General features: G+C 73.9%; 26 protein-coding genes. 7 read left to right on the top strand and 19 right to left on the bottom strand.

All coding sequences use genetic code 11. From position 1 onward, the window contains the following. Positions 1–486 precede the first annotated feature (486 nt). From SLAV_RS27065 to SLAV_RS27040, 6 genes are read left to right on the top strand one after another with little or no spacing between them, the layout of a single operon-like run. Complete coding sequence (locus SLAV_RS27065) at positions 487–1,593, top strand: ADP-ribosylglycohydrolase family protein (RefSeq protein WP_037686811.1); 1,107 nt, start codon at positions 487–489, stop codon at positions 1,591–1,593. 7 nt (positions 1,594–1,600) lie between these two features. Then, complete coding sequence (locus SLAV_RS27060) at positions 1,601–2,746, top strand: ADP-ribosylglycohydrolase family protein (RefSeq protein WP_030228171.1); 1,146 nt, start codon at positions 1,601–1,603, stop codon at positions 2,744–2,746. Continuing rightward, a complete protein-coding gene (locus SLAV_RS27055; protein WP_030228164.1) occupies positions 2,743–4,212 on the top strand; it encodes an ADP-ribosylglycohydrolase family protein in 1,470 nt (489 codons plus the stop codon). Before SLAV_RS27060 ends, SLAV_RS27055 begins: the two co-directional genes overlap by 4 nt. Further along, a complete protein-coding gene (rbsK, locus tag SLAV_RS27050; protein ID WP_030228161.1) occupies positions 4,209–5,102 on the top strand; it encodes a ribokinase in 894 nt (297 codons plus the stop codon). The genes SLAV_RS27055 and rbsK overlap by 4 nt, the downstream gene beginning before the upstream one ends. Beyond that, positions 5,099–6,313: a CaiB/BaiF CoA transferase family protein gene (locus SLAV_RS27045; RefSeq protein ID WP_078950221.1), complete on the top strand. Its 1,215-nt coding sequence runs from the start codon at positions 5,099–5,101 to the stop codon at positions 6,311–6,313. Before rbsK ends, SLAV_RS27045 begins: the two co-directional genes overlap by 4 nt. Next, complete coding sequence (locus tag SLAV_RS27040; protein ID WP_030228157.1) at positions 6,310–7,125, top strand: HpcH/HpaI aldolase/citrate lyase family protein; 816 nt, start codon at positions 6,310–6,312, stop codon at positions 7,123–7,125. The genes SLAV_RS27045 and SLAV_RS27040 overlap by 4 nt, the downstream gene beginning before the upstream one ends. 60 nt (positions 7,126–7,185) lie before the next feature. On the opposite strand, the gene lgt is transcribed toward SLAV_RS27040, so the two are convergent. The 11 genes from lgt to hisI all read right to left on the bottom strand — a co-directional run bounded on the left by lgt (position 7,186) and on the right by hisI (position 16,256). Then, entirely contained in the window at positions 7,186–8,184 is a 999-nt protein-coding gene (gene lgt / locus SLAV_RS27035; protein ID WP_030228155.1) for a prolipoprotein diacylglyceryl transferase, read from the bottom strand. A gap of 90 nt (positions 8,185–8,274) precedes the next feature. Continuing rightward, positions 8,275–9,198: a DsbA family protein gene (locus SLAV_RS27030; RefSeq protein WP_051840610.1), complete on the bottom strand. Its 924-nt coding sequence runs from the start codon at positions 9,196–9,198 to the stop codon at positions 8,275–8,277. A gap of 95 nt (positions 9,199–9,293) precedes the next feature. Continuing rightward, on the bottom strand, positions 9,294–10,112 hold the full coding sequence (trpA, locus tag SLAV_RS27025) for a tryptophan synthase subunit alpha (RefSeq protein ID WP_030228151.1): 819 nt from the start codon (positions 10,110–10,112) through the stop codon (positions 9,294–9,296). Next, complete coding sequence (gene trpB / locus SLAV_RS27020) at positions 10,109–11,371, bottom strand: tryptophan synthase subunit beta (RefSeq protein WP_030228149.1); 1,263 nt, start codon at positions 11,369–11,371, stop codon at positions 10,109–10,111. Before trpB ends, trpA begins: the two co-directional genes overlap by 4 nt. A gap of 206 nt (positions 11,372–11,577) precedes the next feature. Then, a complete protein-coding gene (trpM, locus tag SLAV_RS42595; protein ID WP_030228146.1) occupies positions 11,578–11,787 on the bottom strand; it encodes a tryptophan biosynthesis modulator TrpM in 210 nt (69 codons plus the stop codon). A gap of 8 nt (positions 11,788–11,795) precedes the next feature. After that, entirely contained in the window at positions 11,796–12,605 is an 810-nt protein-coding gene (gene trpC / locus SLAV_RS27010) for an indole-3-glycerol phosphate synthase TrpC (protein ID WP_030228144.1), read from the bottom strand. A 181-nt stretch (positions 12,606–12,786) separates the two neighbouring features. Continuing rightward, positions 12,787–13,290 carry a DUF2752 domain-containing protein gene (locus SLAV_RS27005; protein WP_234333508.1) on the bottom strand — a complete coding sequence of 168 codons (504 nt, stop codon included), beginning with the start codon at positions 13,288–13,290 and terminating at the stop codon, positions 12,787–12,789. 83 nt (positions 13,291–13,373) lie between these two features. After that, entirely contained in the window at positions 13,374–13,625 is a 252-nt protein-coding gene (locus tag SLAV_RS27000) for an HGxxPAAW family protein (RefSeq protein WP_030228139.1), read from the bottom strand. Positions 13,626–13,718: 93 nt separating this feature from the next. Next, positions 13,719–14,366 carry a TIGR02234 family membrane protein gene (locus SLAV_RS26995; protein WP_030228136.1) on the bottom strand — a complete coding sequence of 216 codons (648 nt, stop codon included), beginning with the start codon at positions 14,364–14,366 and terminating at the stop codon, positions 13,719–13,721. A gap of 14 nt (positions 14,367–14,380) precedes the next feature. Beyond that, positions 14,381–15,871, bottom strand: a complete 1,491-nt coding sequence (locus SLAV_RS26990) for an anthranilate synthase component I (protein WP_030228134.1) — start codon at positions 15,869–15,871, stop codon at positions 14,381–14,383. A gap of 19 nt (positions 15,872–15,890) precedes the next feature. Continuing rightward, on the bottom strand, positions 15,891–16,256 hold the full coding sequence (hisI, locus tag SLAV_RS26985; RefSeq protein WP_030228132.1) for a phosphoribosyl-AMP cyclohydrolase: 366 nt from the start codon (positions 16,254–16,256) through the stop codon (positions 15,891–15,893). An 84-nt stretch (positions 16,257–16,340) separates the two neighbouring features. On the opposite strand from hisI, the gene SLAV_RS26980 reads away from it, so the two are divergent. Then, the gene (locus tag SLAV_RS26980; RefSeq protein WP_030228129.1) at positions 16,341–16,973 is read left to right on the top strand and encodes a TIGR03085 family metal-binding protein; all 633 of its coding nucleotides are present in this window, start codon (positions 16,341–16,343) and stop codon (positions 16,971–16,973) included. Between the two features lie 55 nt (positions 16,974–17,028). On the opposite strand, the gene hisF is transcribed toward SLAV_RS26980, so the two are convergent. The 8 genes from hisF to hisD are packed head-to-tail and all read right to left on the bottom strand — an operon-like array spanning position 17,029 to position 22,715. Beyond that, positions 17,029–17,784, bottom strand: coding sequence for an imidazole glycerol phosphate synthase subunit HisF (gene hisF, locus SLAV_RS26975; protein WP_030228128.1), 756 nt, complete (start codon positions 17,782–17,784; stop codon positions 17,029–17,031). After that, entirely contained in the window at positions 17,781–18,167 is a 387-nt protein-coding gene (locus SLAV_RS26970) for a RidA family protein (RefSeq protein ID WP_030228125.1), read from the bottom strand. Before SLAV_RS26970 ends, hisF begins: the two co-directional genes overlap by 4 nt. Further along, a complete protein-coding gene (gene priA / locus SLAV_RS26965) occupies positions 18,164–18,889 on the bottom strand; it encodes a bifunctional 1-(5-phosphoribosyl)-5-((5-phosphoribosylamino)methylideneamino)imidazole-4-carboxamide isomerase/phosphoribosylanthranilate isomerase PriA (protein ID WP_030228122.1) in 726 nt (241 codons plus the stop codon). The genes SLAV_RS26970 and priA overlap by 4 nt, the downstream gene beginning before the upstream one ends. After that, a complete protein-coding gene (hisH, locus tag SLAV_RS26960) occupies positions 18,889–19,536 on the bottom strand; it encodes an imidazole glycerol phosphate synthase subunit HisH (protein ID WP_199922145.1) in 648 nt (215 codons plus the stop codon). The genes priA and hisH overlap by 1 nt, the downstream gene beginning before the upstream one ends. Next, positions 19,527–19,694: a CG2302 family histidine operon protein gene (locus SLAV_RS41595; protein WP_030228117.1), complete on the bottom strand. Its 168-nt coding sequence runs from the start codon at positions 19,692–19,694 to the stop codon at positions 19,527–19,529. Before SLAV_RS41595 ends, hisH begins: the two co-directional genes overlap by 10 nt. 2 nt (positions 19,695–19,696) lie before the next feature. Then, positions 19,697–20,290, bottom strand: coding sequence for an imidazoleglycerol-phosphate dehydratase HisB (hisB, locus tag SLAV_RS26955; RefSeq protein WP_030155936.1), 594 nt, complete (start codon positions 20,288–20,290; stop codon positions 19,697–19,699). Continuing rightward, positions 20,287–21,396 (bottom strand): histidinol-phosphate transaminase, encoded by a 1,110-nt coding sequence (locus tag SLAV_RS26950; RefSeq protein ID WP_030228114.1) that lies wholly within the window; start codon positions 21,394–21,396, stop codon positions 20,287–20,289. Before SLAV_RS26950 ends, hisB begins: the two co-directional genes overlap by 4 nt. Next, positions 21,393–22,715 (bottom strand): histidinol dehydrogenase, encoded by a 1,323-nt coding sequence (gene hisD, locus SLAV_RS26945; RefSeq protein ID WP_030228113.1) that lies wholly within the window; start codon positions 22,713–22,715, stop codon positions 21,393–21,395. Before hisD ends, SLAV_RS26950 begins: the two co-directional genes overlap by 4 nt. Positions 22,716–22,814 lie beyond the last annotated feature (99 nt).

Below are 22,814 nucleotides of genomic sequence, written 5' to 3'. Positions count from 1 at the left end.
CCGACTCCGGGCCCGACCCCGACTTCGGGCCCGACCCCGGGCGCGGGCACGAGCCCAGGCGCGGGCACGACCCCGGCTTCGGCTCCGACCCCGGGTGCGGGCACGGTTCCGGATCCGGCAGTGGGGAGTGGTGGAAGGGGTGGGGTGGCCGTTCCGGGCGGGGTCTGGGGGCCGGCCCCGGGGTTCGTACGGGTCCGGGCGTGGGGAGCCGCCGGCCCGAGCACGGCGCAGCCGCCCGCGCCGGCCGGACACCCGGATTCCGCCCGCGTCCGCCCGTACGAAGCCCCCGCCCCGGCGACCGACGGAGTCCGGGGAACCACCGCCCCGGCCCGTACCCCGGCCACGCCCCGCGACGCCCCCGCCCCGGGGGCCGGTGGGGTGCGGGGGGTCTCCGGCCCGGCCCGTACCCCGTGCGCGCCCGGTGGCCTCCCGGGCCCGGAGCCCCGTACCCCGGACCCGAAGCCGTCGGCAGGCGCGTCGCGGCGGATCGAGGGGCTGTTGCTCGGGCTCGCCGCGGGGGACGCCGCCGGGTGGCCCGCCGCTCGGCACCGGGCGAGCCGGATGCCCGAGTGGACCCGCCGCCTCACCCGCGAGCTCGACACCTTCGCCGAGCAGAACGCCACCACCACCCTCCCCGTCCCCATCGCCCTCAACCAGCCCCCCGAACCGCTCCGCCTCGGCCCCTCCGACGACGCCGAATGGGCCGCCTTCGCCGCCGAGTCCGTCCTCACCGCCGCCGGCGCCCTGCTCAGCGACCTCTCCCGGTCCCGCCGCATGCGCGCCGCCATCGACCTCGCCTGGAACGCCCTGGCCAGCGAGGTCGCCGCGGCGGCGGAACGGGCCCCCGAGGTCGAGTCCGCCGTGCTGCCGATGCGCGCCCGCATCTCCGTCCGGGCCGGCCTCGGCAACCTCGCCGCCGGCCTGCGCCCGCCCGCCACCGGCCACGACAACCCGCACTACTTCGACGACGCCGCCTGCGTCCGCGCCTGCGTGCTCGCCGTCGTCCACCCCGGCGACCCCCGCGCCGCCGCGGACCTCGCCGAGTTCGACGCCCGCTACACCCAGGACGGCGACGGCGTCCACGGCGCCCGCGCCATGGCCGCCGCCCTCGCCACCGCCCTCGCGGGCGCCGGCACCGACACCGCCGTCGACGCCGCCCTCGCACAGCTGCCCGCCGCCACCGAGATCGGCCGCAACGCCCGGCACGCCGTGAAACTCGCCCGCGCCGACGGCGGGGCCGGCGCGTTCGCCCTCGTCCCCCTCCTGGAACACCAGATCGTGGACCACGTCTACAGCTACGGCATCGCCGCCGCCGAGACCGTCCCCGTCGCCCTCGCCCTCGCCACCGCCGCCCGCGGCCGCGTGTCCGAGGCGGTCCCGGCCGCCGCCTGCCTCTCCCGCGTCGCGGACTCCGCCCCGGCCCTCGCGGGCGCCCTCACCGGAGCCCTCGGCGGCGGCGACTCCCTCCCCGCCGCCTGGCGCGAGGCCTGCCGCACCCTCTCCGGCTGCGCCCTGCCCCGCCTCGCCGGCACCGACCTCGTCGAACTGGCCGCCCTGCTCACCCGTACGGAACTCACCTCACCCAAGGGATGATTCGGACATGACGCTCACACTGGAGGACCGGGTCGCCGGAGCCCTCGTCGGAGCCGCCGTCGGCGACGCGCTCGGCGGCCCCGTGGAGGGCTGGTCCCCCGACCGGATCGTGGAACGGCACGGCGGCCGCGTGCACGGCATCGTCGGCCCCTGGTACGAGGACTGGCGCACCGCCCGCCCCATCGCGCCGTACTACAAGGGCGACGGCCACGTCACCGACGACACCCTGATGACCCACGCCCTGGTCCGGGTGTACGCGACCGTCCGGGACCACCTGGACGCGTACGCGGTCGCCGACCACCTGGTCCCCGACCTGATGACGGTCCCCCGCTGGATCCCCGAACTGGAGGCGGAGGCCCTGCCCCTCCAGCGGGTGTTCCTCGCCGAGAAGTGGATCGTGACCCGGCTGCACTACGCGCACGCCGACCCCCGCGAGGCCGGTACCGGCAACATCGTCAACTGCGGTGCGGCGATGTACATGGCGCCGGTCGGACTGGTCAACGCGGGCAACCCGGCCGCCGCGTACGCCGAGGCCGTGGACGTCGCCGGTGCGCACCAGTCCTCGTACGGGCGGGAGGCGGCGGGCGTCTTCGCCGCGGCGGTGGCGGCGGCCTGCGTACCGGGGGCGAGCGCCGCCTCGGTGGTGGACACCGCCCTGGCCCTGGCCAAGGACGGCACCCGCGCCGCCATCGCCGCCGTACGCGAAGTCGCCGCGCGGCACCGGGACTTCGAGTCGGCGCTGGCGCCGCTGCGGGAGGCGGTGGCTCCGTACGACTCGGTCGGGCCGGACTACCGCGCGCCCTCCCTCGGCGCCCGGCGGCCGTCGCGCCTGCACTCCATCGAGGAGCTCCCGGTCGCCCTCGGCATGCTGCTCGTCGCGGACGGCGGCTACGAGGACGCCGTGCTCGGCGCCGTCAACTACGGCCGCGACTGCGACTCCACCGCCACCATGGCGGGCGCGATCGCGGGTGCGCTGGGCGGTGCGGGGGTCGTGCCCGAGGGGTGGGCCAAGCAGGTCGCCGAGGCCAGCCGCCTCGACCTGCACGCACCGGCCGCGGAGCTGGCGGCGGTGGCCCGGGAGGTCTTCGCCCGCGACCGGGAGCGCCGCCGCGCCCACGAGACGGCCTTCACGGCCATCGCGTCCCCGCGGTGACGGGGGACCCGGCCGGGGCGGCCCCCGTACGGCTGACCTGGGCGCAGCCCGAGGACCTGATCGGGCACGAGCTGCGGCAGGCCGCGGAGGACGGCCGGGACGCGGGGCCGGTGCTGCGCGCCTGGACGGCGGCGGGCGGCCGGCCGGCCCCCGCCCGGGCCGGCGCCTCCCCCGCCCCGGCCCCGCCGGAACTCCGCGCCCTGGCCTCCCGCCTCCTGGACGAACTCGCCGCCCTCCCGGCCCCGACGACCGCTACGGAACCCACCACCTGGCCCTCCATCCACGCCACCTGGCCCCCACACCCCGGCACCCGACCCTCAGAACCCCCCGCCCCGCCCCCGACCCGGGGCCCGGACGGCGCGCGACCGCAGACGGACGGCCCTCAACAGCCGGAACCCCCGGTCGACCCCGCGTTGCGCCGCAGGCTGGAGGCCGGATGGGTGGGGCGGGCCGTGGGGTGTGCGCTCGGGAAGCCCGTCGAGAAGCTGCCCCTCGACGGGATCCGCGCCCTCGCCCGCGCCACCGGCAACTGGCCGCTGGCCGACTGGTTCACCGCCCGCGGCGTCCCCGCGGAGCTCCTCGCCGCCCACCCCTGGAACCGCCGCTCCGCCGCCACCTGCCTCGCCGAGAACATCGACGGCGCCCCCGAGGACGACGACCTCGACCACCCCCTCCTCGGCCTCCTCCTGCTCCGGCGCCACGGAAAGGCCTTCGCCACCGCCGACCTCGCCCGCCTCTGGCTCGACGAGCTCCCGGCCGGCCGCGTCTTCACCGCCGAACGCGTCGCCTACCGCAACCTCCTCCTCGGCCTGGAGCCCCCCGGCACCGCCACCCACCACAACCCCTTCCGCGAGTGGATCGGGGCCCTGATCCGCGCCGACGTCCACGGCTGGACCAACCCCGGCGACCCGGCCGCCGCCGCCGAACAGGCCTACCGGGACGCCACCCTCACCCACACCGCCAACGGCGTCTACGCCGCCCTCTTCGCCGCCGCCACCATCGCCGAGGCCGCCGGGGGCCGGGCCGACGTGCACGGCGCGCTCCGGGCCGGGCTGGCCGTCGTACCGCCCCGCTCGCGCCTCGCCGACGCCGTCCGCTTCGGTATCCGTACCGCCCGGGACGAGGCGGACTTCGACCGGGTCGTGGACCGGCTGCACGCCTGCTACGGGCACTACCACTGGGTGCACGCCCTCCCCAACACCGCCCTGATCGCCGCCGCCCTGACCCACGCCGACGGGGACTTCACCCACTCGGTGTGCCGGGCCGTGTCCGGCGGCTGGGACACCGACTCCAACGGCGCCACGGCCGGCTCGGTCGCCGGGATCCTGGCGGGGTCCCCCGACCGCATCCCGGAGCGCTGGACGGCGCCCCTCAAGAACCGCCTCGCCACCACCGTCGCCGGCTTCGACGGCATCGGCTTCGACACCCTCGCCCACCTCACCGCCCAGGAGGCAGCCCGATCATGACGGCCATCGCCGTGCTCGGCAGTACGAACATGGACCTCGTCGCCTACGTGCCCAAGGCACCCCGCCTCGGGGAGACCGTCACCGGACGGGAGTTCCGCACGGTCCCCGGCGGCAAGGGCGCCAACCAGGCGGTGGCCGCCGCCCGCCTCGGCGGGGAGGTGGTGATGATCGGCGCGGTCGGAGCGGACGACTTCGGCGTACGGCTGCGCTCCGCGCTCACCGCGGCCGGGGTCGAGACGGCCGCGCTGCGCACCGTCGAGGGGGCCAGCGGCACCGCGCACATCACCGTCGACGACGAGGGCGCCAACAGCATCGTGGTCATCCCCGGCGCGAACGGCACCGTCACCGGCCTGGAGGCGGGCGACGCCTCCCGCATCGGAGCCGCCGACTGCCTGCTGCTCCAGCTCGAACTCCCCCTGGAGGCCGTGCTCGCGGGCGCCGCGGCCGCCCGCGCGCACGGGGTCCGTACGGTCCTCACCCCGGCCCCCGCGCGCCCGCTGCCGCGGGAACTGCTGGAGCTGATCGACCTCCTGGTGCCGAACGAGCACGAGGCGGCGGCCCTCACCGGCTCCACCGATCCCCTGGCAGCGGCGGAGGCGCTGCTCCACGAGGTGCCGGAGGTGGTGGTGACCCTGGGCGCGGCCGGCGCACTGTACGCGGCGCGCGGGCGGGAGCCGGTGACCGTGCCGGCGCCCCGGGTACGGGCGGTGGACACCACCGGCGCCGGGGACACCTTCGTGGGGGCCCTCGCGGTGGCCCTCGGGGAGGGCCGTCCGATGCCGCAGGCCCTGGCCTGGGCGGCCCGCGCGGCTTCGGTCTCGGTCCAGCGCCCCGGCGCCCAGGACTCGATGCCGACCCGCGCCGAAGTCGACCCCGGGGGCGTGCTGTGACGGACCCCGGGCCGGGGTCCCGCTCCCCGGGACCGCTGGAGGGGCTGCGGGTGCTCGACCTCGCCACCCTCTTCGCCGGGCCGCTCGCCGCCACCCTGCTCGGGGACTTCGGAGCCGAGGTGGTCAAGGTCGAACACCCCGACCGCCCCGACCCCTCCCGCGGCCACGGCCCCGCCAAGGACGGCGTCGGGCTGTGGTGGAAGCTGCTCGGGCGGAACAAGCGGACGATCACCCTCGACCTGTCCACCCCCGGCGGCCGGGACACCCTGTTGCGGCTGGCCGCCACCGCCGACGTGGTCGTCGAGAACTTCCGCCCCGGCACCCTGGAGAAGTGGGGCCTGGGCTGGCCGGAACTGTCAGCCGCCAATCCGCGCCTGGTGCTGGCCCGCGTCACGGCGTTCGGCCAGCGGGGCCCCTACGCCCACCGGCCCGGCTTCGGCACCCTCGCCGAGGCCATGAGCGGATTCGCCGCGATCACCGGCGAGCCGGACGGCCCGCCCACCCTGCCGCCCTTCGGCCTCGCCGACTCGATCGCCGCGCTCACCACCGCGTACGCCGTGATGACGGCGCTCGCCGGCCGGGACCGCACCGGATGCGGGCAGGTCGTGGACCTGGCGATCATCGAGCCGATCCTCACCGTGCTGGGCCCCCACCCGCTCTGGTACGACCAGCTCGGCTACGTCCAGCCGCGCACCGGCAACCGTTCCACCAACAACGCGCCCCGCAACACCTACCGCAGCGCGGACGGCCGCTGGCTGGCGGTGTCCACCTCGGCGCAGTCCGTCGCCGAGCGGGTGCTGCGCCTGGTCGGCCGGCCGGAGCTGATCGCCGAGCCCTGGTTCGCCACCGGCTCCGGCCGGGCCGCGCACGCGCACGTCCTCGACGAGGCGGTCGGCGGCTGGATCGGCCGCCACAAGGCCGACGAGGTGGTCGCCGCCTTCGAGGAGGCCGAGGCGGCGGTGGCCCCGGTGTACGACATCCGGGACGTGATGGCCGATCCGCAGTTCGCCGCACTGGACACGGTCACCGAGGTCGAGGACCCCGAACTGGGCCCGGTCCGCATGCAGAACGTCCTCTTCCGGCTTTCGGGAACCCCCGGCGGGATCCGCTGGGCGGGCCGCCCGCACGGCGCCGACACCGATGCCGTCCTGACCGAACTCGGCCTGACCGGGGCCGAGATCGCCGCCCTCCGAACGGAGCGTGCCCTGTGATCCTGACCTGGCTCTACGCCCCCGGGGACCGCCCCGAGGTGGTGGCCAAGGCCCTGCGGTGCGGGGCCGACGCCGTCATCGTCGACCTGGAGGACTCGGTGTCGGCCTCCCGCAAGGAATACGCCCGCGCGGCCACCGCCGAGCTGCTCACCGAGCGGCCCCCGGTCCCCGTCCACGTCCGCGTCAACGCGCTCGGCTCCCCCTGGGCGGGCGCCGACCTCACCGCCCTGGTCCGGCTGCACGGGCTCGCCGGACTGCGGCTGCCGAAGATCGACTCCGCCGAGCAGATCGGCCGGGTCGCCGACCGGGCCGGCGGGGTGGCCCTGTACGCGCTGCTGGAGTCCGCGCTGGGCGTGGAGCGGGCCTACGACATCGCCCGCGCCCACCCGTCCCTGCACGGGCTGACCCTCGGCGAGGCCGACCTCAGGGCCGACCTGGGCGTCACCGCGGAGGCCGGGCTGGACTGGCCGCGCTCGCGGGTGGTGGTCGCCGCCCGCGCGGCCGGGCTGGCGCCGCCGGCCCAGTCGGTGTTCCCGGACATCCGGGACCTGGAGGCACTGGCCGCCTCCTGCGCGCGGGGCCGGGCGCTGGGCTTCCTCGGCCGGGCGGCGATCCACCCCCGCCAGCTCCCGGTGATCGAGGGGGCCTACCTGCCCCGGCCCGAGGAGGTCACCGCCGCCGAGGAGATCGTCACCGCCGCCCGGGCCGCCCCCGGAGCCCTGGCCCTGCCCGACGGCCGCTTCGTGGACCCGGCCGTGGTGGCCGCCGCCCACCGCACCCTGACCCTCTCCCGCCGGGCGGACGCGCACTGACCCCGGGTACGCGGGAGGGGGCGCCGCGACCTGCGCGGCGCCCCCTCCGGTACGACCCGTTCAGCTCTTGTCGGCCCCGTTGGCCGCGCCCTCCGCGGCCTTGGTCAGATCCGCCTTCGCAGCGCCCTCGGCACCCTTCCCGTCCGCCGGGGCGGCCTTGGTGAGGTCGGGCTTCGCGTCGGCCTTCGCGTCGGCTTCGCCCGCCTCGGGCTTGTCGGCAGCGGCCACATCGCCCGGACCACCGGAGGTGTCGGGCTCGACGACCTCCTCGCGGCCCGGCCGCAGCTTCGCCGAGAGCACGAAGTAGACCACCGCGGCGATGAAGACCACGATCGCGGTCCAGACGTTCAGCCGCACCCCGAAGATGTGGTGCGCCTCGTCGACCCGCATGTACTCGATCCAGCCGCGGCCCAGGCAGTACGCGGCCACGTACAGGGCGAAGGCCCGGCCGTGACCGAGCCTGAACCGGCGGTCGGCCCAGATCACCAGCGCGGCGACGCCGAGGCACCACAGCGATTCGTAGAGGAAGGTCGGGTGGTAGGTGCCGGCGACCCGGTTGGGCCCTTCGCTGATCTTCAGCGCCCACGGCAGGTCGGTGGCGCGCCCGTACAGCTCCTGGTTGAACCAGTTGCCCCAGCGACCGAAGGCCTGGGCGATGGCGATGCCGGGGGCCAGGGCGTCGGCCCAGGCGGGCAGCGGGATGCCGCGCAGCCTGCAGCCGATCCAGGCTCCGACCGCGCCGAGCGCGATCGCGCCCCAGATGCCCAGGCCGCCTTCCCAGATCTTGAAGGCGTCGACCCAGTCGCGGCCCTCGCCGAAGTAGAGCTGGTAGTCGGTGATCACGTGGTAGAGGCGGCCGCCGACAAGGCCGAACGGCACCGCCCACACGGCGATGTCCGCGACCGTGCCCGGCTTTCCGCCGCGCGCGATCCACCGCTTGTTGCCGAGCCAGACGGCGACGAAGACGCCGATGATGATGCAGAACGCGTAGCCGCGGAGCGGGATCGGTCCGAGATGGATCACGCCGGTCGACGGACTGGGGATATAGGCAAGGGTCATGGCAGACATGACGCTACCCTGCCGGGCGGTACCGACCGCAACCCGCCCGGCAAGCTGAAACCAAAACCACACACGGCGAAGGCCGCGCGGTCACCCCTGGGGCGCCCCCTTGGACAGGGACTTCGAGCCGCCCGACCCGGACGCCTTGCCCGAGGCCGACGCCGAGGGCGACGCGGCACCCGACGGGGACGCCGATCCGGACGGCTTGTCCTTCGGGACCCCGGCGGCGGCCTCCACCTTCGCCTTCAGCTTCTGCGGGGTGAGCGGATCGGCCTGGTCGGCGAAGATGTCCTTGCCGTCGAGCAGGACGGTGGGGGTGCCCCGGAACTTTCCGGCCGCGAAGGCCTCGTGCGACTTGCCGACCCAGCTGTTGTGCGTGCCGTCCTCCACACAGGAGCGGAACGCGGCGGTGTCCAGCCCGTCCACCTTCCCGGCCAGCTCCAGCAGCTTGGCGTTCTTGCCGTAGGCGTCGTCGGTCTCCTCGGGCTGGTTCTGGAAGAGGAGGTCGTGGTAGGCGGCGAACTTCCCGGCGTCCTGGGCGCAGGCCGCGGCGTTGGCGCCCTTGAGGGAGCCGCTGCCGCCCATGTTCCCGTCGATCAGGGTGACGAGGTGGTACTCGACGTTGAGCAGCCCCCTGGATTCGAGGTCGTGGATGGTGTCCCGGTAGTTGGTCTCGAAGGCCTTGCAGGCGGGGCAGCGGAAGTCCTCCCAGACGGTCAGCCGGGACTTGGCCCCGGCCGGACCGGTCTGGATGGCGAGCGCGTCCTTGCCGGTGGCCCCCGACGGCGCGGCCACCGGACCGGCCTTGGCGGACTTGTCCCCGGACCCGGCGTTGGCGGCGATCAGGCCGACCACGGCCGCGAGGCCGAGCACGCCGACCACCGCCGCGGAGACGATGAGGGTCCGCCGGCGCTTGTCCCGGGTCTTCTGCCGCTCGCGCTCCTGCTGGAGTCGCTCCCGGGCCGATCGTTTCGTCGTCGCATCGCGGTTCGCACCGTCGTTCTTCTCGCTCACGTTCGGCCAAACGAAGCGGGGAGGCACTCGCGTGCCTCCCCGCTCCCGTTTCCACCCGATCGGGCTACAGAACCCCCGTCGGGGCCCGCCCGGCGTCAGGACCTGCGTACGCCTTCCGCAAGCTCGCCCGCCAGGGCCCGTACGGCGGCCAGCCCGGCCTGCTCGTCCGGCGCGTCCAGCAGCAGCTTCACGAAGGCCGAACCGACGATCACGCCGTCGGCGAAGCCCGCCACCTGCTTGGCCTGGACGGCGTTGGAGACGCCCAGCCCCACGCAGACCGGCAGCTCGGTGGTGGTGCGGGTGCGGCGCACCAGCTCCTGGGCCTCGTTGCCGACGGACTCGCGGGTGCCGGTGACCCCCATGAGGGAGGCGGCGTAGACGAAGCCGGAACCGGCGGCCGTGATGGTCGCCAGGCGCTCGTCACGGCTGCTGGGGGCCACGACGAACACGGTCGCCAGACCGTGCTCCGCCGCGTGCTCGCGCCACAGCGCGGACTCCTGGACCGGCAGGTCGGGCAGGATGCAGCCCGCGCCGCCCGCCGCCGCCAGCTCGGCGGTGAACCGCTCGACGCCGTAGCGGTCGATGGGGTTCCAGTAGGTCATGACGAGGATCGGGACGCCGGTGGCCTCGAAGGTCTCGCGTACGGTCCGCAGCACGTCGGCGATCTTGACGCCGCCGCGCAGGGCGATGTCGTCGGCCGTCTGGATGACCGCGCCGTCCAGGACGGGGTCGCTGTGCGGCAGGCCGATCTCCACGACGTCCGCGCCGCCCGCGATGATCGCCTTGGCGGCCTCGATGGCGCCGTCGACGGTCGGGAACCCGGCCGGGAGGTAGGCCACGAGGGCCGCGCGGTCCTCGGACTTCGCCTTCGCGAGGGTCGCGCTCAGCAGTTCGATGTTGCCCTGGTTGCTCACTTGTTCTCCCCCTCGGTCCCGTTCTCGTCCGTGCCGTCGTACAGGCCGAAGTAGCGGGCCGCCGTGTCCATGTCCTTGTCGCCGCGGCCGGACAGGTTGACCACGATCAGGCCGTCCTTGCCCAGCTCCTTGCCCAGGTCGAGGGCTCCGGCGAGGGCGTGCGCCGACTCGATGGCCGGGATGATGCCCTCGGTGCGCGAGAGCAGGCGCAGGGCCTGCATGGCGGCGTCATCGGTGACCGCGCGGTACTCGCCGCGGCCGGTGTCCTTGAGGTAGGAGTGCTCGGGGCCGATGCCCGGGTAGTCCAGGCCTGCGGAGATCGAGTAGGGCTCGGTGATCTGGCCCTCCTCGTCCTGGAGGACGTAGGAGCGGGAGCCGTGCAGGATGCCGGGCTCGCCCGCGGTCAGGGTGGCCGCGTGCTCGCCGGTCTCCACACCGTGTCCGGCGGGCTCGAAGCCGACCAGGCGGACGTCGGCGTCCGGGATGAAGGCGTGGAAGAGGCCGATGGCGTTGGAGCCGCCGCCGACGCAGGCCGCGACGGCGTCGGGCAGGCGGCCCGCGCGCTCCAGGATCTGGCGGCGGGCCTCGACGCCGATGACGCGGTGGAAGTCGCGGACCATGGCCGGGAAGGGGTGCGGTCCGGCGACGGTGCCGAAGAGGTAGTGGGTCTCCTCGACGTTGGCGACCCAGTCGCGGAAGGCCTCGTTGATGGCGTCCTTGAGGGTGCGCGAGCCCGACTTCACGGCGATGACCTCGGCGCCGAGCATGCGCATGCGGGCCACGTTCAGGGCCTGGCGCTGGGTGTCGATCTCGCCCATGTAGATGGTGCAGTCTAGGCCGAAGAGGGCGCAGGCGGTGGCGGTGGCCACGCCGTGCTGGCCGGCGCCGGTCTCGGCGATGACGCGGGTCTTGCCCATGCGCTTGGTGAGCAGCGCCTGGCCCAGCACGTTGTTGATCTTGTGCGAGCCGGTGTGGTTGAGGTCCTCGCGCTTGAGGAAGATCCGGGCGCCGCCCGCGTGCTCGGCGAAGCGGGGCACCTCGGTGAGGGCGCTGGGCCGGCCGGTGTAGTTGACCATGAGCTCGTTGAGCTCGGCCGCGAAGGCCGGGTCGCCCTTGGCCTTCTCGTACTCGACGGCGACCTCGTCCACGGCGGCGACGAGGGCCTCCGGGATGAACTTGCCGCCGAAGTCACCGAAGTAGCCCTCGGTGTTGGGGACGTGACCCTCCGGGTCCGGGATGAAGAACGAGCTGGTGGACATGGCCACTACTCCTGTGTGTACGGAAAACGCGCGACGGGGGCTGGTTGCACCGTATTGCGCCGTCGGTCCGCGGCCCGCGCACCCCGCTGGGGGTGCGCCGCCGTGCGGAGGCCGCGGCCCGAGCCGGGAGCCGGGGGCTCGGGCGGGGACCGTGCGGGACCTCCCGGCCGGTACGCCATCGCGTACCGGGCCGGGGCGGCCGTCGTCTACAGCGCGGCTCCGCCGCGCCATCGCATTCCGTTGACCTGACCGGGCTCGGAGCCGATCACGTACCGCACCCGCCGGCCGTGCACGCGCCGGGCCGGGGCGCGGCAGCCGCGGGGGCGGCAGCCGCGCGCCAGGGGCGCGTGCGCCGTCGGCACGGCGGCCGGGCCGTGGCCCGGTCGGGTGCGGACGGAAGGGCGGGAAGGAGGCATGGGAAGGGTCAGCTCCGGCCGTGGCGCAGGGCGGGGTGGGCCCCGGCGGCGACGAGGTCGGCGACGGCCGCCTTCGGGTCGCGGCCGGTGACCAGGGACTCTCCGACGAGGACGGCGTCTGCGCCCTCGTTGGCGTACGCGATGAGGTCGTGCGGTCCGCGGATGCCGGACTCGGCGACCTTCACGATGTGGGGCGGGATCTCGCCGACGACCCGCTCGAAGGTGGAGCGGTCGACCTTGAGGTCCTTGAGGTTGCGCGCGTTGACGCCGATGATCTTGGCGCCGGCGGCGACGGCCCGCTCGATCTCCTCCTCGTCGTGGACCTCCACGAGCGGGGTGAGGCCGATGGACTCGGCCCGCTCGATGAGGGAGACGAGGGCCTCCTGCTCCAGGGCCGCGACGATCAGCAGCACGAGGTCGGCGCCGTAGGCGCGGGCCTCCCACAGCTGGTACGCCGTGACGATGAAGTCCTTGCGCAGGATCGGGATGTCCACGCGGGCGCGGACGGCCTCCAGGTCGGCCAGCGAGCCGCCGAAGCGACGCTGTTCGGTGAGGACGGAGATGACCGCCGCACCGCCAGCCTCGTAGTCGGCGGCGAGCCCGGCCGGATCGGCGATCGCGGCCAGCGCGCCCTTGGAGGGGCTGGAGCGCTTGACCTCGCAGATCACCTTGACGCTGTCGCCGCGCAGGGCGGCGACACCGTCCTTGGCCTGGGGCGCCTTGGCGGCACGCTCCTTGAGCTCGTCGAGGCTCACGCGGGCCTGCCGTTCGGCAAGGTCTTCGCGGACCCCTTCGATGATCTCGTCGAGCACACTCACGCGAGCGGCCCCCTTCCGGGTTGATGACGGTCGGCCGCCTTGCAGACACGTTCCACTGCAAGGTCAGCACTCAAATGGTATCCGCAGGTCTCTACGCACTCTGCACTGACTTCGCGGTTTCCCATTGACTGGACAGTCGGAATATGGCATTCCCGTAGGCCCCCGCAAGGGCCCCGGCGCTTCACGGGGCGAGTGCGGAACCGAACGGGAGATTTCGGACGATCGAGAACAGCAGCACCAGGGTGCCGATCCCCCACCAGTACGCCGGCCGAAGCGCGAACCGCGGCACCGGACGCCCGCGGAAGGCCCGCACCAGCCACAGGGCCAGGAAACCGGCGAAGACGAAGTAGCCGGCGACGGCCACCGCATTGGCGCCGAGGGCCGAGGCCAGGTCCCCGTGGGCGAAGGCGTGCGCGCTGCGCAGCCCGCCGCAGCCCGGACACAGGATCCCGGTCAGCCGCAGCAGCGGGCACACCGGGTAGTGGCCGGGCTGGTTCGGGTCCACGGCGCCCACGTACGCGAAGGCTGCCACGGCCCCGGCCAGGGTGAGCACCGGCGCGGCGGCCCGCCGGACCCGCGACACCGCCGCGGGCGCCTGCCCGGGCGGTACGGGCGGCCGGTGCAGCCCCGGCCCGCCGGGCGGGGCGGCGGGAGCGGGGGCGGCGGGGGTGCGAGAGGCGTCCACCCGCTGATTCTCTCCGGTCATGACAAAAGGCGCAGCCCGACCGGGCCGCGCCTTTCGAACCGCGGGAACCGCGGGAACCGCGCTCAGACCTTGGCGGGAACGCGGTTGGCGGCGATGACCTCGGCGAGGTCGCGGTGGGCGGCCTTCGGCGCACCCATGCCCGCGGCACGCATCGCGAGTCCGACGACTCCGCCGAGCGCGACGATGACGAGACCCGCCCAGAACCCGAGCGGGTTCGCCAGCACCATGAAGGCGCCGGAGACGCAGAAACCGATGAAGGCGATGATGACACCGGTCCAGGCGGCCGGGGTGTGTCCGTGGCTCGAGCCCGCCATGAGTTGCTCCTCGTTGCTCTGTCGCGCGTGCGGTGCCGCACGCTCACTGTCATTGTCCCGCACGGCGCGTGCGGATTCTCCACTGGGTGGGGCTTAGCGGGTGGGATCCTCGCCCCGGTCCAGAGCCTTCCACAGGTCCTCCGGCCGGTCCGGGTCCACCGCCGCGGGCGCCTTGCGCCGCGGGCTGCCGTCGCGCTCGTAGCGGCCGCCCATGGCGGGCCAGGCACGGCCGAAACGGACCGCGAGGAGACCGGCGAGCAGGATCAGGACGGCGCCGGAGGCCGTGATGTACGGCCAGGCCGTATGGGTCAGTTCCGCCGCCCGGGCGGCGGTGTCGGCCGTCGCGGTGACGGCCCGCTCGTCGAGCGCCCGGTGGTCGTCGGCGGCGGCCACCGCGGACAGCGCCCCGCCGAGGCCGCTCAGCGCGAGCAGGACGGACACCAGCAGCCGCCCCCGGCCCCGTACGGCGAACACCGCCACCAGGGCCGCGAGGCCGACGATGGCCAGCGCCGCCGGCAGGCCCGTGACGGCCCTGCCGTCCGCCGTCAGCGGGAGCGAGCCGCCTCCCACGGCGGCGCTGCCCCGGGCCCAGACGCGGCCGGAGGCGAGCAGGACGACGGTGGCGCCGAGCGCGCCGAGCAGCAGGGCGACGGCCACGCTGCGACGGGCGCTCCCGGCCTCGGGGGCCTCGGCGCCGGCGGTGGGGGCGGGGGATGGGGGTACGGCACTCACGTACCCCACTATCCCCTACGCCCTCAGCCGTGGTGGAGGCGGTTCGCCGCTCCCACGGCGCGGAGCACGGCGGCCGCCTTGTTGCGGCACTCCAGGTCCTCCAGTTCCGGCACGGAATCCGCGACCACACCCGCTCCGGCCTGCACGTACGCCGTCCCGTCGCGCAGCAGCGCGGTGCGGATGGCGATCGCCGTGTCGGAGTCGCCCGCGAAGTCGAGGTAGCCGACGCACCCGCCGTAGAGGCCCCGGCGGGAGGGCTCCAGCTCCTCGATGATCTGCATGGCGCGCGGCTTGGGGGCGCCCGAGAGGGTGCCGGCCGGGAAGCAGGCGGTGAGCACGTCGAAGGCGGTCTTGCCCTCCGCGACCCGCCCGGTGACGGTGGAGACGATGTGCATGACGTGCGAGTAGCGCTCGATGCTCATGAAGTCCACGACCTCGACCGAGCCGGGCTCGCAGACCCGGCCCAGGTCGTTGCGGCCGAGGTCGACGAGCATCAGGTGCTCGGCGCGCTCCTTGGGGTCGGCCAGCAGCTCCTCGGCGAGCTCGTTGTCCCGCTGCGGGGTCGCGCCACGGTGGCGGGTGCCGGCGATGGGGTGGACCATGGCCCGCCCGTCCTCGACCTTGACCAGCGCCTCGGGGCTGGACCCGACCACGTCGAAGCCGTTCTCGAAGCGGAAGAGGTACATGTACGGGGACGGGTTCGTGGCCCGCAGCACCCGGTACACGTCCAGCGCGGAGGCCCGGCAGGGGGTCTCGAACCGCTGGGAGGGCACCACCTGGAAGGCCTCGCCGGCCCGGATGCGCTCCTTGACGTCCTCGACGGCGGCCTGGAACTGCTCGCCGCCCCAGAGCGCCTCGAAGGCGGGCAGCTCGGACTCCGGGAGCGGGGCCGGTACGTAGGGCGCCGGGCGGGCCAGGTCGGCCTCCATGGCGTCGAGGCGGGCCACGGCGTCGGCCCAGGCCTCGTCGGCGCCGGTGTCGAGCGCGTTGTGGTTGATCGCGTTGGCGATCAGCAGGACCGTGCCGTCCCAGTGGTCGAGGACCGCCAGGTCGGAGGTGAGCAGCATGGTGAGCTCGGGGAGCCGGAGGTCGTCGGAGGTGTGCTCGCCGATGCGCTCCAGGCGGCGGACGATGTCGTAGCCCAGGTAGCCGACCATGCCGCCGGTGAAGGGGGGCATCCCGCCCGCGAGGTCGCGGGGGGTGTGCAGGGCCTCGACGGTGGCGCGCAGCGCCTGCAGCGGGTCGCCGTCCGTGGGGACGCCGACGGGCGGGGTGCCGATCCAGTGCGCCCGGCCGTCCTTGACGGTCAGGGTGGAGGCGCTGCGGACGCCGACGAAGGAGTAGCGGGACCAGGAGCGGCCGTTCTCGGCGGATTCCAGGAGGAAGGTGCCCGGGCGTTCGGCTGCCAGCTTCCGGTAGAGCCCGACGGGGGTGTCCCCGTCGGCCAGGAGTCGGCGGCTCACGGGGATGACGCGGCGGTCGGCCGCGAGCTTGCGAAACGTCTCAAGATCCATGGCGGGGGTACCTACCTGTTTATTCGGCGGCCAGCGGAAGGACATCGGCGTCGAAACACGTGCGGGCGCCGGTGTGGCAGGCGGCGCCGACCTGGTCGACCTTGACGAGGAGGGTGTCCGCGTCGCAGTCGAGGGCCACCGACTTCACGTGCTGGACGTGGCCGGAGGTGTCCCCCTTGACCCAGTACTCCTGGCGGCTGCGCGACCAGTACGTGCAGCGGCCGGTGGTCAGGGTCCGGTGCAGGGCCTCGTCGTCCATCCAGCCGAGCATGAGCACCTCGCCGGTGTCGTACTGCTGGGCGATGGCCGGTACCAGACCGTCCGCGGAGCGCTTGAGGCGGGCGGCGATGGCGGGATCGAGGGAGGACGTACTCATGCGGGACATTGTGCCGCGTGATCGGGGCCGGAACGGATCACTGTCCGCCTGATGGGCACGCGCGGGGCGGTGTCCGGCCGTAGGCTGTCGCGCATGTCTACCCATGCGAAGCGTGAACGCCTGCTGCTGGCGGACCTGTTGGAGGCGGCCGGGCCGGAGGCGCCGACACTGTGCGAAGGCTGGCGGGCGCGGGAGCTGGCGGCGCACGTGGTGGTCCGGGAGCGGCGCCCGGACGCGGCGGGCGGCCTGCTGCTGAACGTGCTCAAGGCGCGGCTGGACCGGGCGATGGCGGAGTACACGGCCAAGCCGTACGAGGAGCTCATCCAGCTGATCCGGACGGGGCCGCCGAAGATGTCGGTGTACTCGCTGAAGCAGATCGACGAGGCCGCCAACGCGGTGGAGTTCTACGTCCACGCCGAGGACGTGCGGCGGGCGCAGCCGGACTGGTCGCCGCGGACGCTGGACCCGGTGTTCTCGGACGCGCTCTGGTCCCGCCTGGAGAAGCTGGCCCGCCTCACCGGCCGGCGCTCCCCGGTCGGCCTGGTCCTGCGGCGCCCGGACGGGCGGACGGCGGTGGCGCACAAGGGGGTGCCGGTGGTGACGGTCACCGGGGAGCCGGGGGAACTGACGCTGTTCTGCTTCGGGCGCCAGGACGCGGCGGCGGTGGAACTGGAGGGCGAGAAGGAAGCGGTGTCCCGCCTGACCCGGGCCCAGCTCGGCATCTGACCGGGCCGGGGCCCGCGGATCCGGCCCCGCCGTCGGTGCGGCGGGGCCGGAGGGGTCAGCGGACGGGGTGGCCCGCTTCGCGGAGGGTGGATTTGACCTCGGAGATCCGCAGGTCCCCGAAGTGGAACACCGAGGCCGCGAGGACGGCGTCGGCACCCGCCTCGATGGCAGGCGGGAAGTGCTCCAGCTTCCCGGCGCCGCCGGAGGCGATCACCGGGATGGTGACGTGCTTGCGGACCGCCGCGATCATCTCGGTGTCGTAGCCGTCCTTCGTGCCGTCGGCGTCCATCGAGTTGAGGAGGATCTCCCCGGCGCCGAGTTCGGCGGCCCGGTGGGCCCACTCGACGGCGTCGATGCCGGTGCCCTGACGGCCGCCGTGGGTGGTGACCTCGAAGGAGCCGGAGGCCGTGCGGCGGGCGTCGACGGACAGCACCAGGACCTGGCGGCCGAAGCGTTCCGCGATCTCCTGGATCAGCTCCGGGCGGGCGATGGCGGCCGTGTTCACGCCCACCTTGTCCGCGCCGGCCCGCAGGAGCCTGTCGACGTCGTCCGCCGTGCGGACGCCGCCTCCCACCGTGAGGGGGATGAAGACCTGCTCGGCGGTGCGGCGGACCACGTCGTAGGTGGTCTCGCGGTTGCCGGAGGAGGCGGTGATGTCCAGGAAGGTCAGCTCGTCGGCGCCCTCGGCGTCGTACAGCTTGGCCATCTCCACCGGGTCGCCGGCGTCGCGCAGGTTCTGGAAGTTGACGCCCTTGACGACCCGGCCGTTGTCCACGTCCAGGCAGGGGATCACGCGTACGGCGAGGCTCATCCGGCCACCGCCTTGTACGCCTCGACCTCCACCTCGACGACCATCGACGGGTCGACGAAGCCGGAGACGATGATCATCGAGGCGGCGGGGCGGACGGCGTCGAAGAGGGCCTTGTGGGCGCGGCCCACCTCCTCCACGTCCCGGGCGTGCGTGAGGTACATCCGGGTGCGGACGACGTCCCCGGCACCGAGCCCGGCCTCGGCGAGCGCCTTGAAGGCGACCTCGAAGGCCTTGACGGTCTGGTCGTACGGGCCGCCCCCGTCGGCCGCGGTGCAGCCGGAGACGAGGACCAGGCCGTTGGGGAGGGCGACGGCGCGCGAGTAGCCGATGACGTCCTCGTAGGGGCCGCCGGAGGAGATGCGGCGTACGTCTGCGGAGCTCATGCGGAGACCACCTTCAGGGCTTCTTCCAGGGTGAAGGCCTTGGCGTACAGGGCCTTGCCGACGATCGCGCCCTCGACGCCCTCGGGGACCAGCGCGGACAGCGCGCGCAGGTCGTCCAGGCTGGAGATGCCGCCGGAGGCGACGACGGGACGGTCGGTGGCGGCGCAGACGTTCTTCAGCAGCTCCAGGTTGGGGCCGGTGAGGGTGCCGTCCTTGCCGATGTCGGTGACGACGTAGCGGGCGCAGCCCTCGGAGTCCAGGCGGGCGAGGGTCTCGTAGAGGTCGCCGCCCTCGCTGGTCCAGCCGCGGCCCTTGAGGGTGGTGCCGCGCACGTCCAGTCCGATGGCGATCCTGTCGCCGTGCTCGGCGATGGCCTTGGCGGCCCACTCGGGGGTCTCCAGGGCGGCGGTGCCGAGGTTCACGCGGGTGCAGCCGGTGGCCAGGGCCGCGGCGAGCGTGGCGTCGTCGCGGATGCCGCCGGACAGCTCGACCTTGATGTCCATGGCGCGGGTGATCTCGGCGACCAGGGCGCGGTTGTCGCCGGTGCCGAAGGCGGCGTCCAGGTCGACCAGGTGCAGCCATTCGGCGCCGGAGCGCTGCCAGGCGAGGGCCGCCTCCAGCGGGGAGCCGTAGGAGGTCTCGCTGCCGGAGACACCGTGGACGAGGCGGACGGCCTGGCCGTCGCGGACGTCGACCGCGGGGAGGAGCTCAAGCGTCTTCATCAGAGGGTCTCGATCCAGTTGGTGAGCAGCTGGGCGCCGGTGTCGCCGGACTTCTCGGGGTGGAACTGGGTGGCCCACAGGGCTCCGTTCTCCACGGCCGCGACGAAGGGGCGGCCGTGGGTGGCCCAGGTGACCCGGGGCGCGCGGATGGCCGGGTTGGTGACCTCCAGGCTCCATTCGTGCGCCGCGTAGGAGTGGACGAAGTAGAAGCGGGCGTCGGCGTCGAGCCCGGCGAAGGCCTGGCTGTCGGCGGGTGCGTCCACGGTGTTCCAGCCCATGTGGGGGACGACGGGGGCCTTGAGCGGGCCGACCGTGCCGGGCCACTCGTCGAGGCCCTCGGTCTCCACCCCGTGCTCGATGCCGCGTTCGAAGAGGATCTGCATGCCGACGCAGATGCCCATGACCGGGCGGCCGCCGGACAGGCGGCGGCCGATGATCCAGTCGCCGCGGGCGTCCTTGAGGCCCTGCATGCAGGCCGAGAAGGCGCCCACGCCGGGGACCAGGAGGCCGTCGGCGTCCATCGCCTTGTCGTAGTCGCGGGTGATCTCGACGTCGGCGCCGACGCGGGCGAGGGCCCGCTCGGCGGAGCGGACGTTGCCGAAGCCGTAGTCGAAGACGACGACGTTCTTTGCTGCGCTCATTCCCAGATTCCTTGGATTCGCAGGACTCCGGCCGCCAGACACATCACGGAGCCGAGGGCGAGCAGAACGATCACCGACTTGGGCATCTTCTGCTTCTGGAAGGAGTAGACGCCCCCGGCCAGGAACAGGCCGAGGACGATCAGGATGGTGTTCAGGCCGTTCACGGCTAGAGGGCGCCCTTCGTGGAGGGCAGGATCCCGGCGGCGCGCGGGTCGAACTCCGCGGCGTAGCGCAGGGCCCGGGCGAGGGCCTTGAACTGGCACTCCACGATGTGGTGGGCGTTGCGGCCGTACGGGACGTGGATGTGCAGGGCGATCTGGGCCTGCGCGACGAAGGACTCGAAGATGTGCCGGGTCATCGTCGTGTCGTACTCGCCGATCATCGGCGCCATGTTCTCGGGCTCGGTGTGCACGAGGTAGGGGCGGCCGGAGAGGTCGACGGTCACCTGGGCGAGGGACTCGTCCAGCGGGACGGTGCAGTTGCCGAAGCGGTAGATGCCGACCTTGTCGCCGAGGGCCTGCTTGAAGGCGGCGCCGAGCGCGAGGGCGGTGTCCTCGATGGTGTGGTGGCTGTCGATGTGCAGGTCGCCGTCGGTCTTGACGGTGAGGTCGAAGAGTCCGTGGCGGCCGAGCTGGTCGAGCATGTGGTCGTAGAAGCCCACGCCGGTCGAGACGTCGACCTTGCCGGTGCCGTCGAGGTTTATCTCGACGAGGACCGAGGTCTCCTTCGTGGTCCGTTCGACCCGTCCGATGCGGCTCATGCCTGCTGCTCCTTCTTCAGTGCGCGAACCGCTTCCAGGAACGCGTCGTTCTCGGCCGGGGTGCCGGCGGTGACCCGCAGCCAGCCCGGTACGCCGTTGTCCCGGACCAGGACGCCCTGGTCGAGGATCTTCTGCCAGGCGGTGTGCGAGTCCTCGAACTTCCCGAACTGGATGAAGTTCGCGTCGGACTCGGTGACCTCGTAGCCGATGGCCCGCAGCTCGGTGACGAGGCGGTCCCGTTCGGCCTTGAGCTGCTCGACGTAGCCGAGCAGGGTGTCGGTGTGCTCCAGGGCGGCCAGCGCGGTCGCCTGGGTGACGGCCGACAGGTGGTACGGCAGGCGCACCAGCTGGACGGCGTCGACCACGGCGGGGTGCGCGGCCAGGTAGCCCAGGCGCAGGCCGGCGGCGCCGAAGGCCTTGGACATGGTCCGGGAGACCACCAGGTTCGGCCGGCCCTCGATGAGGGGCAGCAGCGAGTCCCGGTGGCTGAACTCCACGTACGCCTCGTCCACGACGACCAGGGAGGGCTTGGCCGCCTGCGCGGCCTCGTAGAGGGCGAGGACCGTCTCGGCCTCGACCGCGGTGCCGGTGGGGTTGTTGGGCGAGGTGATGAAGACGACGTCGGGGGCGTTCTCGGCGATGGCCTGCTCGGCGGCGGCCACGTCGATGGTGAAGTCGTCCCGGCGCGGGCCGGAGATCCAGCCGGTGCCCGTGCCGCGGGCGATCAGCGCGTGCATCGAGTACGAGGGCTCGAAGCCGATCGCGGTGCGCCCCGGGCCGCCGAAGGTCTGGAGCAGCTGCTGGAGGACCTCGTTGGAGCCGTTGGCGGCCCAGACGTTCTCCTTGGCGACGGGGTGCTTGCCGGTACGGGTGAGGTATGCGGCAAGCTCCGTGCGCAGCTCGACCGCGTCCCGGTCGGGGTAGCGGTTGAGGGTGCGGGCGGCGTCGGCCACGCGCTCGGCGATGCGCCGGACCAGCTCCTCGGGGAGCTCGTACGGGTTCTCGTTGGTGTTCAGCTGGACGGGTACGTCGAGCTGGGGGGCGCCGTACGGGGTCTTGCCGCGCAGTTCGTCCCGGATGGGGAGGTCGTCGATCCCGAAACTCACTGCGTGGGCACCTTCCATCCGAAACGGGCCTTGAGGGCCGCGCCGTGGGCGGGCAGGTCCTCGGCCTCGGCGAGGGTGACCACGTGGTGGGTGACCTCGGCGAGGGCGTCCCGCGTGTAGTCGACGATGTGGATGCCGCGCAGGAAGGACTGCACGGACAGGCCGGAGGAGTGGCAGGCGCAGCCGCCGGTGGGCAGCACGTGGTTCGAGCCGGCGCAGTAGTCGCCGAGGGAGACCGGGGCCCAGGGACCGACGAAGATCGCGCCGGCGTTGCGGACGCGGGCGGCCCACGCGGCGGCGTCGGCGGTCTGGATCTCCAGGTGCTCGGCGCCGTAGGCGTCGACGACCTTGAGGCCGTCCTCCAGGCTGTCGACCAGGACGATCGCGGACTGCTTGCCCGCGAGGGCGGGCTTGATCCGGTCCTCGACGTGCTTGGTGGCCGCGACCTGCGGCTCCAGCTCCCGCTCGACGGCCGCGGCGAGCTCGGCGGAGTCCGTGACGAGCACGGCGGCGGCCAGCGGGTCGTGCTCGGCCTGGCTGATCAGGTCGGCGGCGACGTGGACCGGGTCGGCCGTGGAGTCCGCGAGGACCGCGATCTCGGTGGGGCCGGCCTCGGTGTCGATGCCGATCTTCCCGGTGAAGTAGCGCTTGGCGGCGGCGACCCAGATGTTGCCGGGGCCGGTCACCATGTTGACCGGCAGGCAGTCCTCCGTGCCGTACGCGAACATCGCGACGGCGACGGCGCCGCCGGCCGCGTACACCTCGTCCACACCGAGCAGGGCGCAGGCGGCGAGGATCGTCGGGTGCGGCAGGCCCCCGAACTCCTTCTGCGGCGGGGACGCGAGCGCGATCGACTCGACGCCCGCCTCCTGGGCCGGCACCACGTTCATCACGACGGAGGACGGGTACACGGAGCGGCCGCCCGGGGCGTACAGCCCCACGCGCTCGACCGGAACCCACTTCTCGGTCACGGTGCCGCCGGGGACCACCTGGGTGGTGTGCTCGCTGCGGCGCTGGTTGCGGTGCACGATCCGGGCGCGCCGGATGGACTCCTCCAGGGCGGCGCGGACCGCGGGGTCCAGCGCTTCGAGGGCGGCCTTGAGCGCCTCGGCGGGCACCCTGACCTGCTCCAGCTCCACCCCGTCGAACTTCCGCGCGTACTCGATCAGCGCCGCCGTGCCACGATGATGGACGTCCTCGCAGATGGGCCGCACTTTCTCCAGTGCGGCTTCCACGTCGAACTCGGCACGGGGCAGCAGATCGCGCAGGGCGCCGCCCTCGGGGAGGGCGTCACCGCGCAGGTCGATACGAGAGATCACGTCCCAATTCTCTCAGACCGGCTCCCGCCACCGTTCGCCCGTATCACTGGCTGATACGCGTCCCGGATGTCACGGCCGCCCCTTAGCGTTTCCCGTACA

The sequence above is a fragment of the Streptomyces lavendulae subsp. lavendulae genome, assembly GCF_002803845.1.
In the GTDB taxonomy this organism is placed as follows: domain Bacteria; phylum Actinomycetota; class Actinomycetes; order Streptomycetales; family Streptomycetaceae; genus Streptomyces; species Streptomyces lavendulae.
Note: the sequence above shows the minus strand (reverse complement) of the source record. Positions and strands in the feature narration are given on the sequence as shown.

Excerpts from the sequence above, each read along its gene's own strand:
- SLAV_RS27060 (WP_030228171.1), top strand. The coding sequence starts at position 1,601 with ATGACGCTCACACTGGAGGACCGGGTCGCCGGAGCCCTCGTCGGAGCC.
- SLAV_RS26990 (WP_030228134.1), bottom strand. The coding sequence starts at position 15,871 with ATGGATCTTGAGACGTTTCGCAAGCTCGCGGCCGACCGCCGCGTCATC.
- rbsK (WP_030228161.1), top strand. The coding sequence starts at position 4,209 with ATGACGGCCATCGCCGTGCTCGGCAGTACGAACATGGACCTCGTCGCC.
- SLAV_RS26980 (WP_030228129.1), top strand. The coding sequence starts at position 16,341 with ATGTCTACCCATGCGAAGCGTGAACGCCTGCTGCTGGCGGACCTGTTG.
- trpB (WP_030228149.1), bottom strand. The coding sequence starts at position 11,371 with ATGTCCACCAGCTCGTTCTTCATCCCGGACCCGGAGGGTCACGTCCCC.
- priA (WP_030228122.1), bottom strand. The coding sequence starts at position 18,889 with ATGAAGACGCTTGAGCTCCTCCCCGCGGTCGACGTCCGCGACGGCCAG.
- hisI (WP_030228132.1), bottom strand. The coding sequence starts at position 16,256 with ATGTCCCGCATGAGTACGTCCTCCCTCGATCCCGCCATCGCCGCCCGC.
- SLAV_RS27000 (WP_030228139.1), bottom strand. The coding sequence starts at position 13,625 with ATGGCGGGCTCGAGCCACGGACACACCCCGGCCGCCTGGACCGGTGTC.
- hisF (WP_030228128.1), bottom strand. The coding sequence starts at position 17,784 with ATGAGCCTCGCCGTACGCGTGATCCCCTGCCTGGACGTGGACAACGGC.
- SLAV_RS26970 (WP_030228125.1), bottom strand. The coding sequence starts at position 18,167 with ATGAGCTCCGCAGACGTACGCCGCATCTCCTCCGGCGGCCCCTACGAG.
- trpM (WP_030228146.1), bottom strand. The coding sequence starts at position 11,787 with ATGCCTCCTTCCCGCCCTTCCGTCCGCACCCGACCGGGCCACGGCCCG.
- lgt (WP_030228155.1), bottom strand. The coding sequence starts at position 8,184 with ATGACCCTTGCCTATATCCCCAGTCCGTCGACCGGCGTGATCCATCTC.
- hisB (WP_030155936.1), bottom strand. The coding sequence starts at position 20,290 with ATGAGCCGCATCGGACGGGTCGAACGGACCACGAAGGAGACCTCGGTC.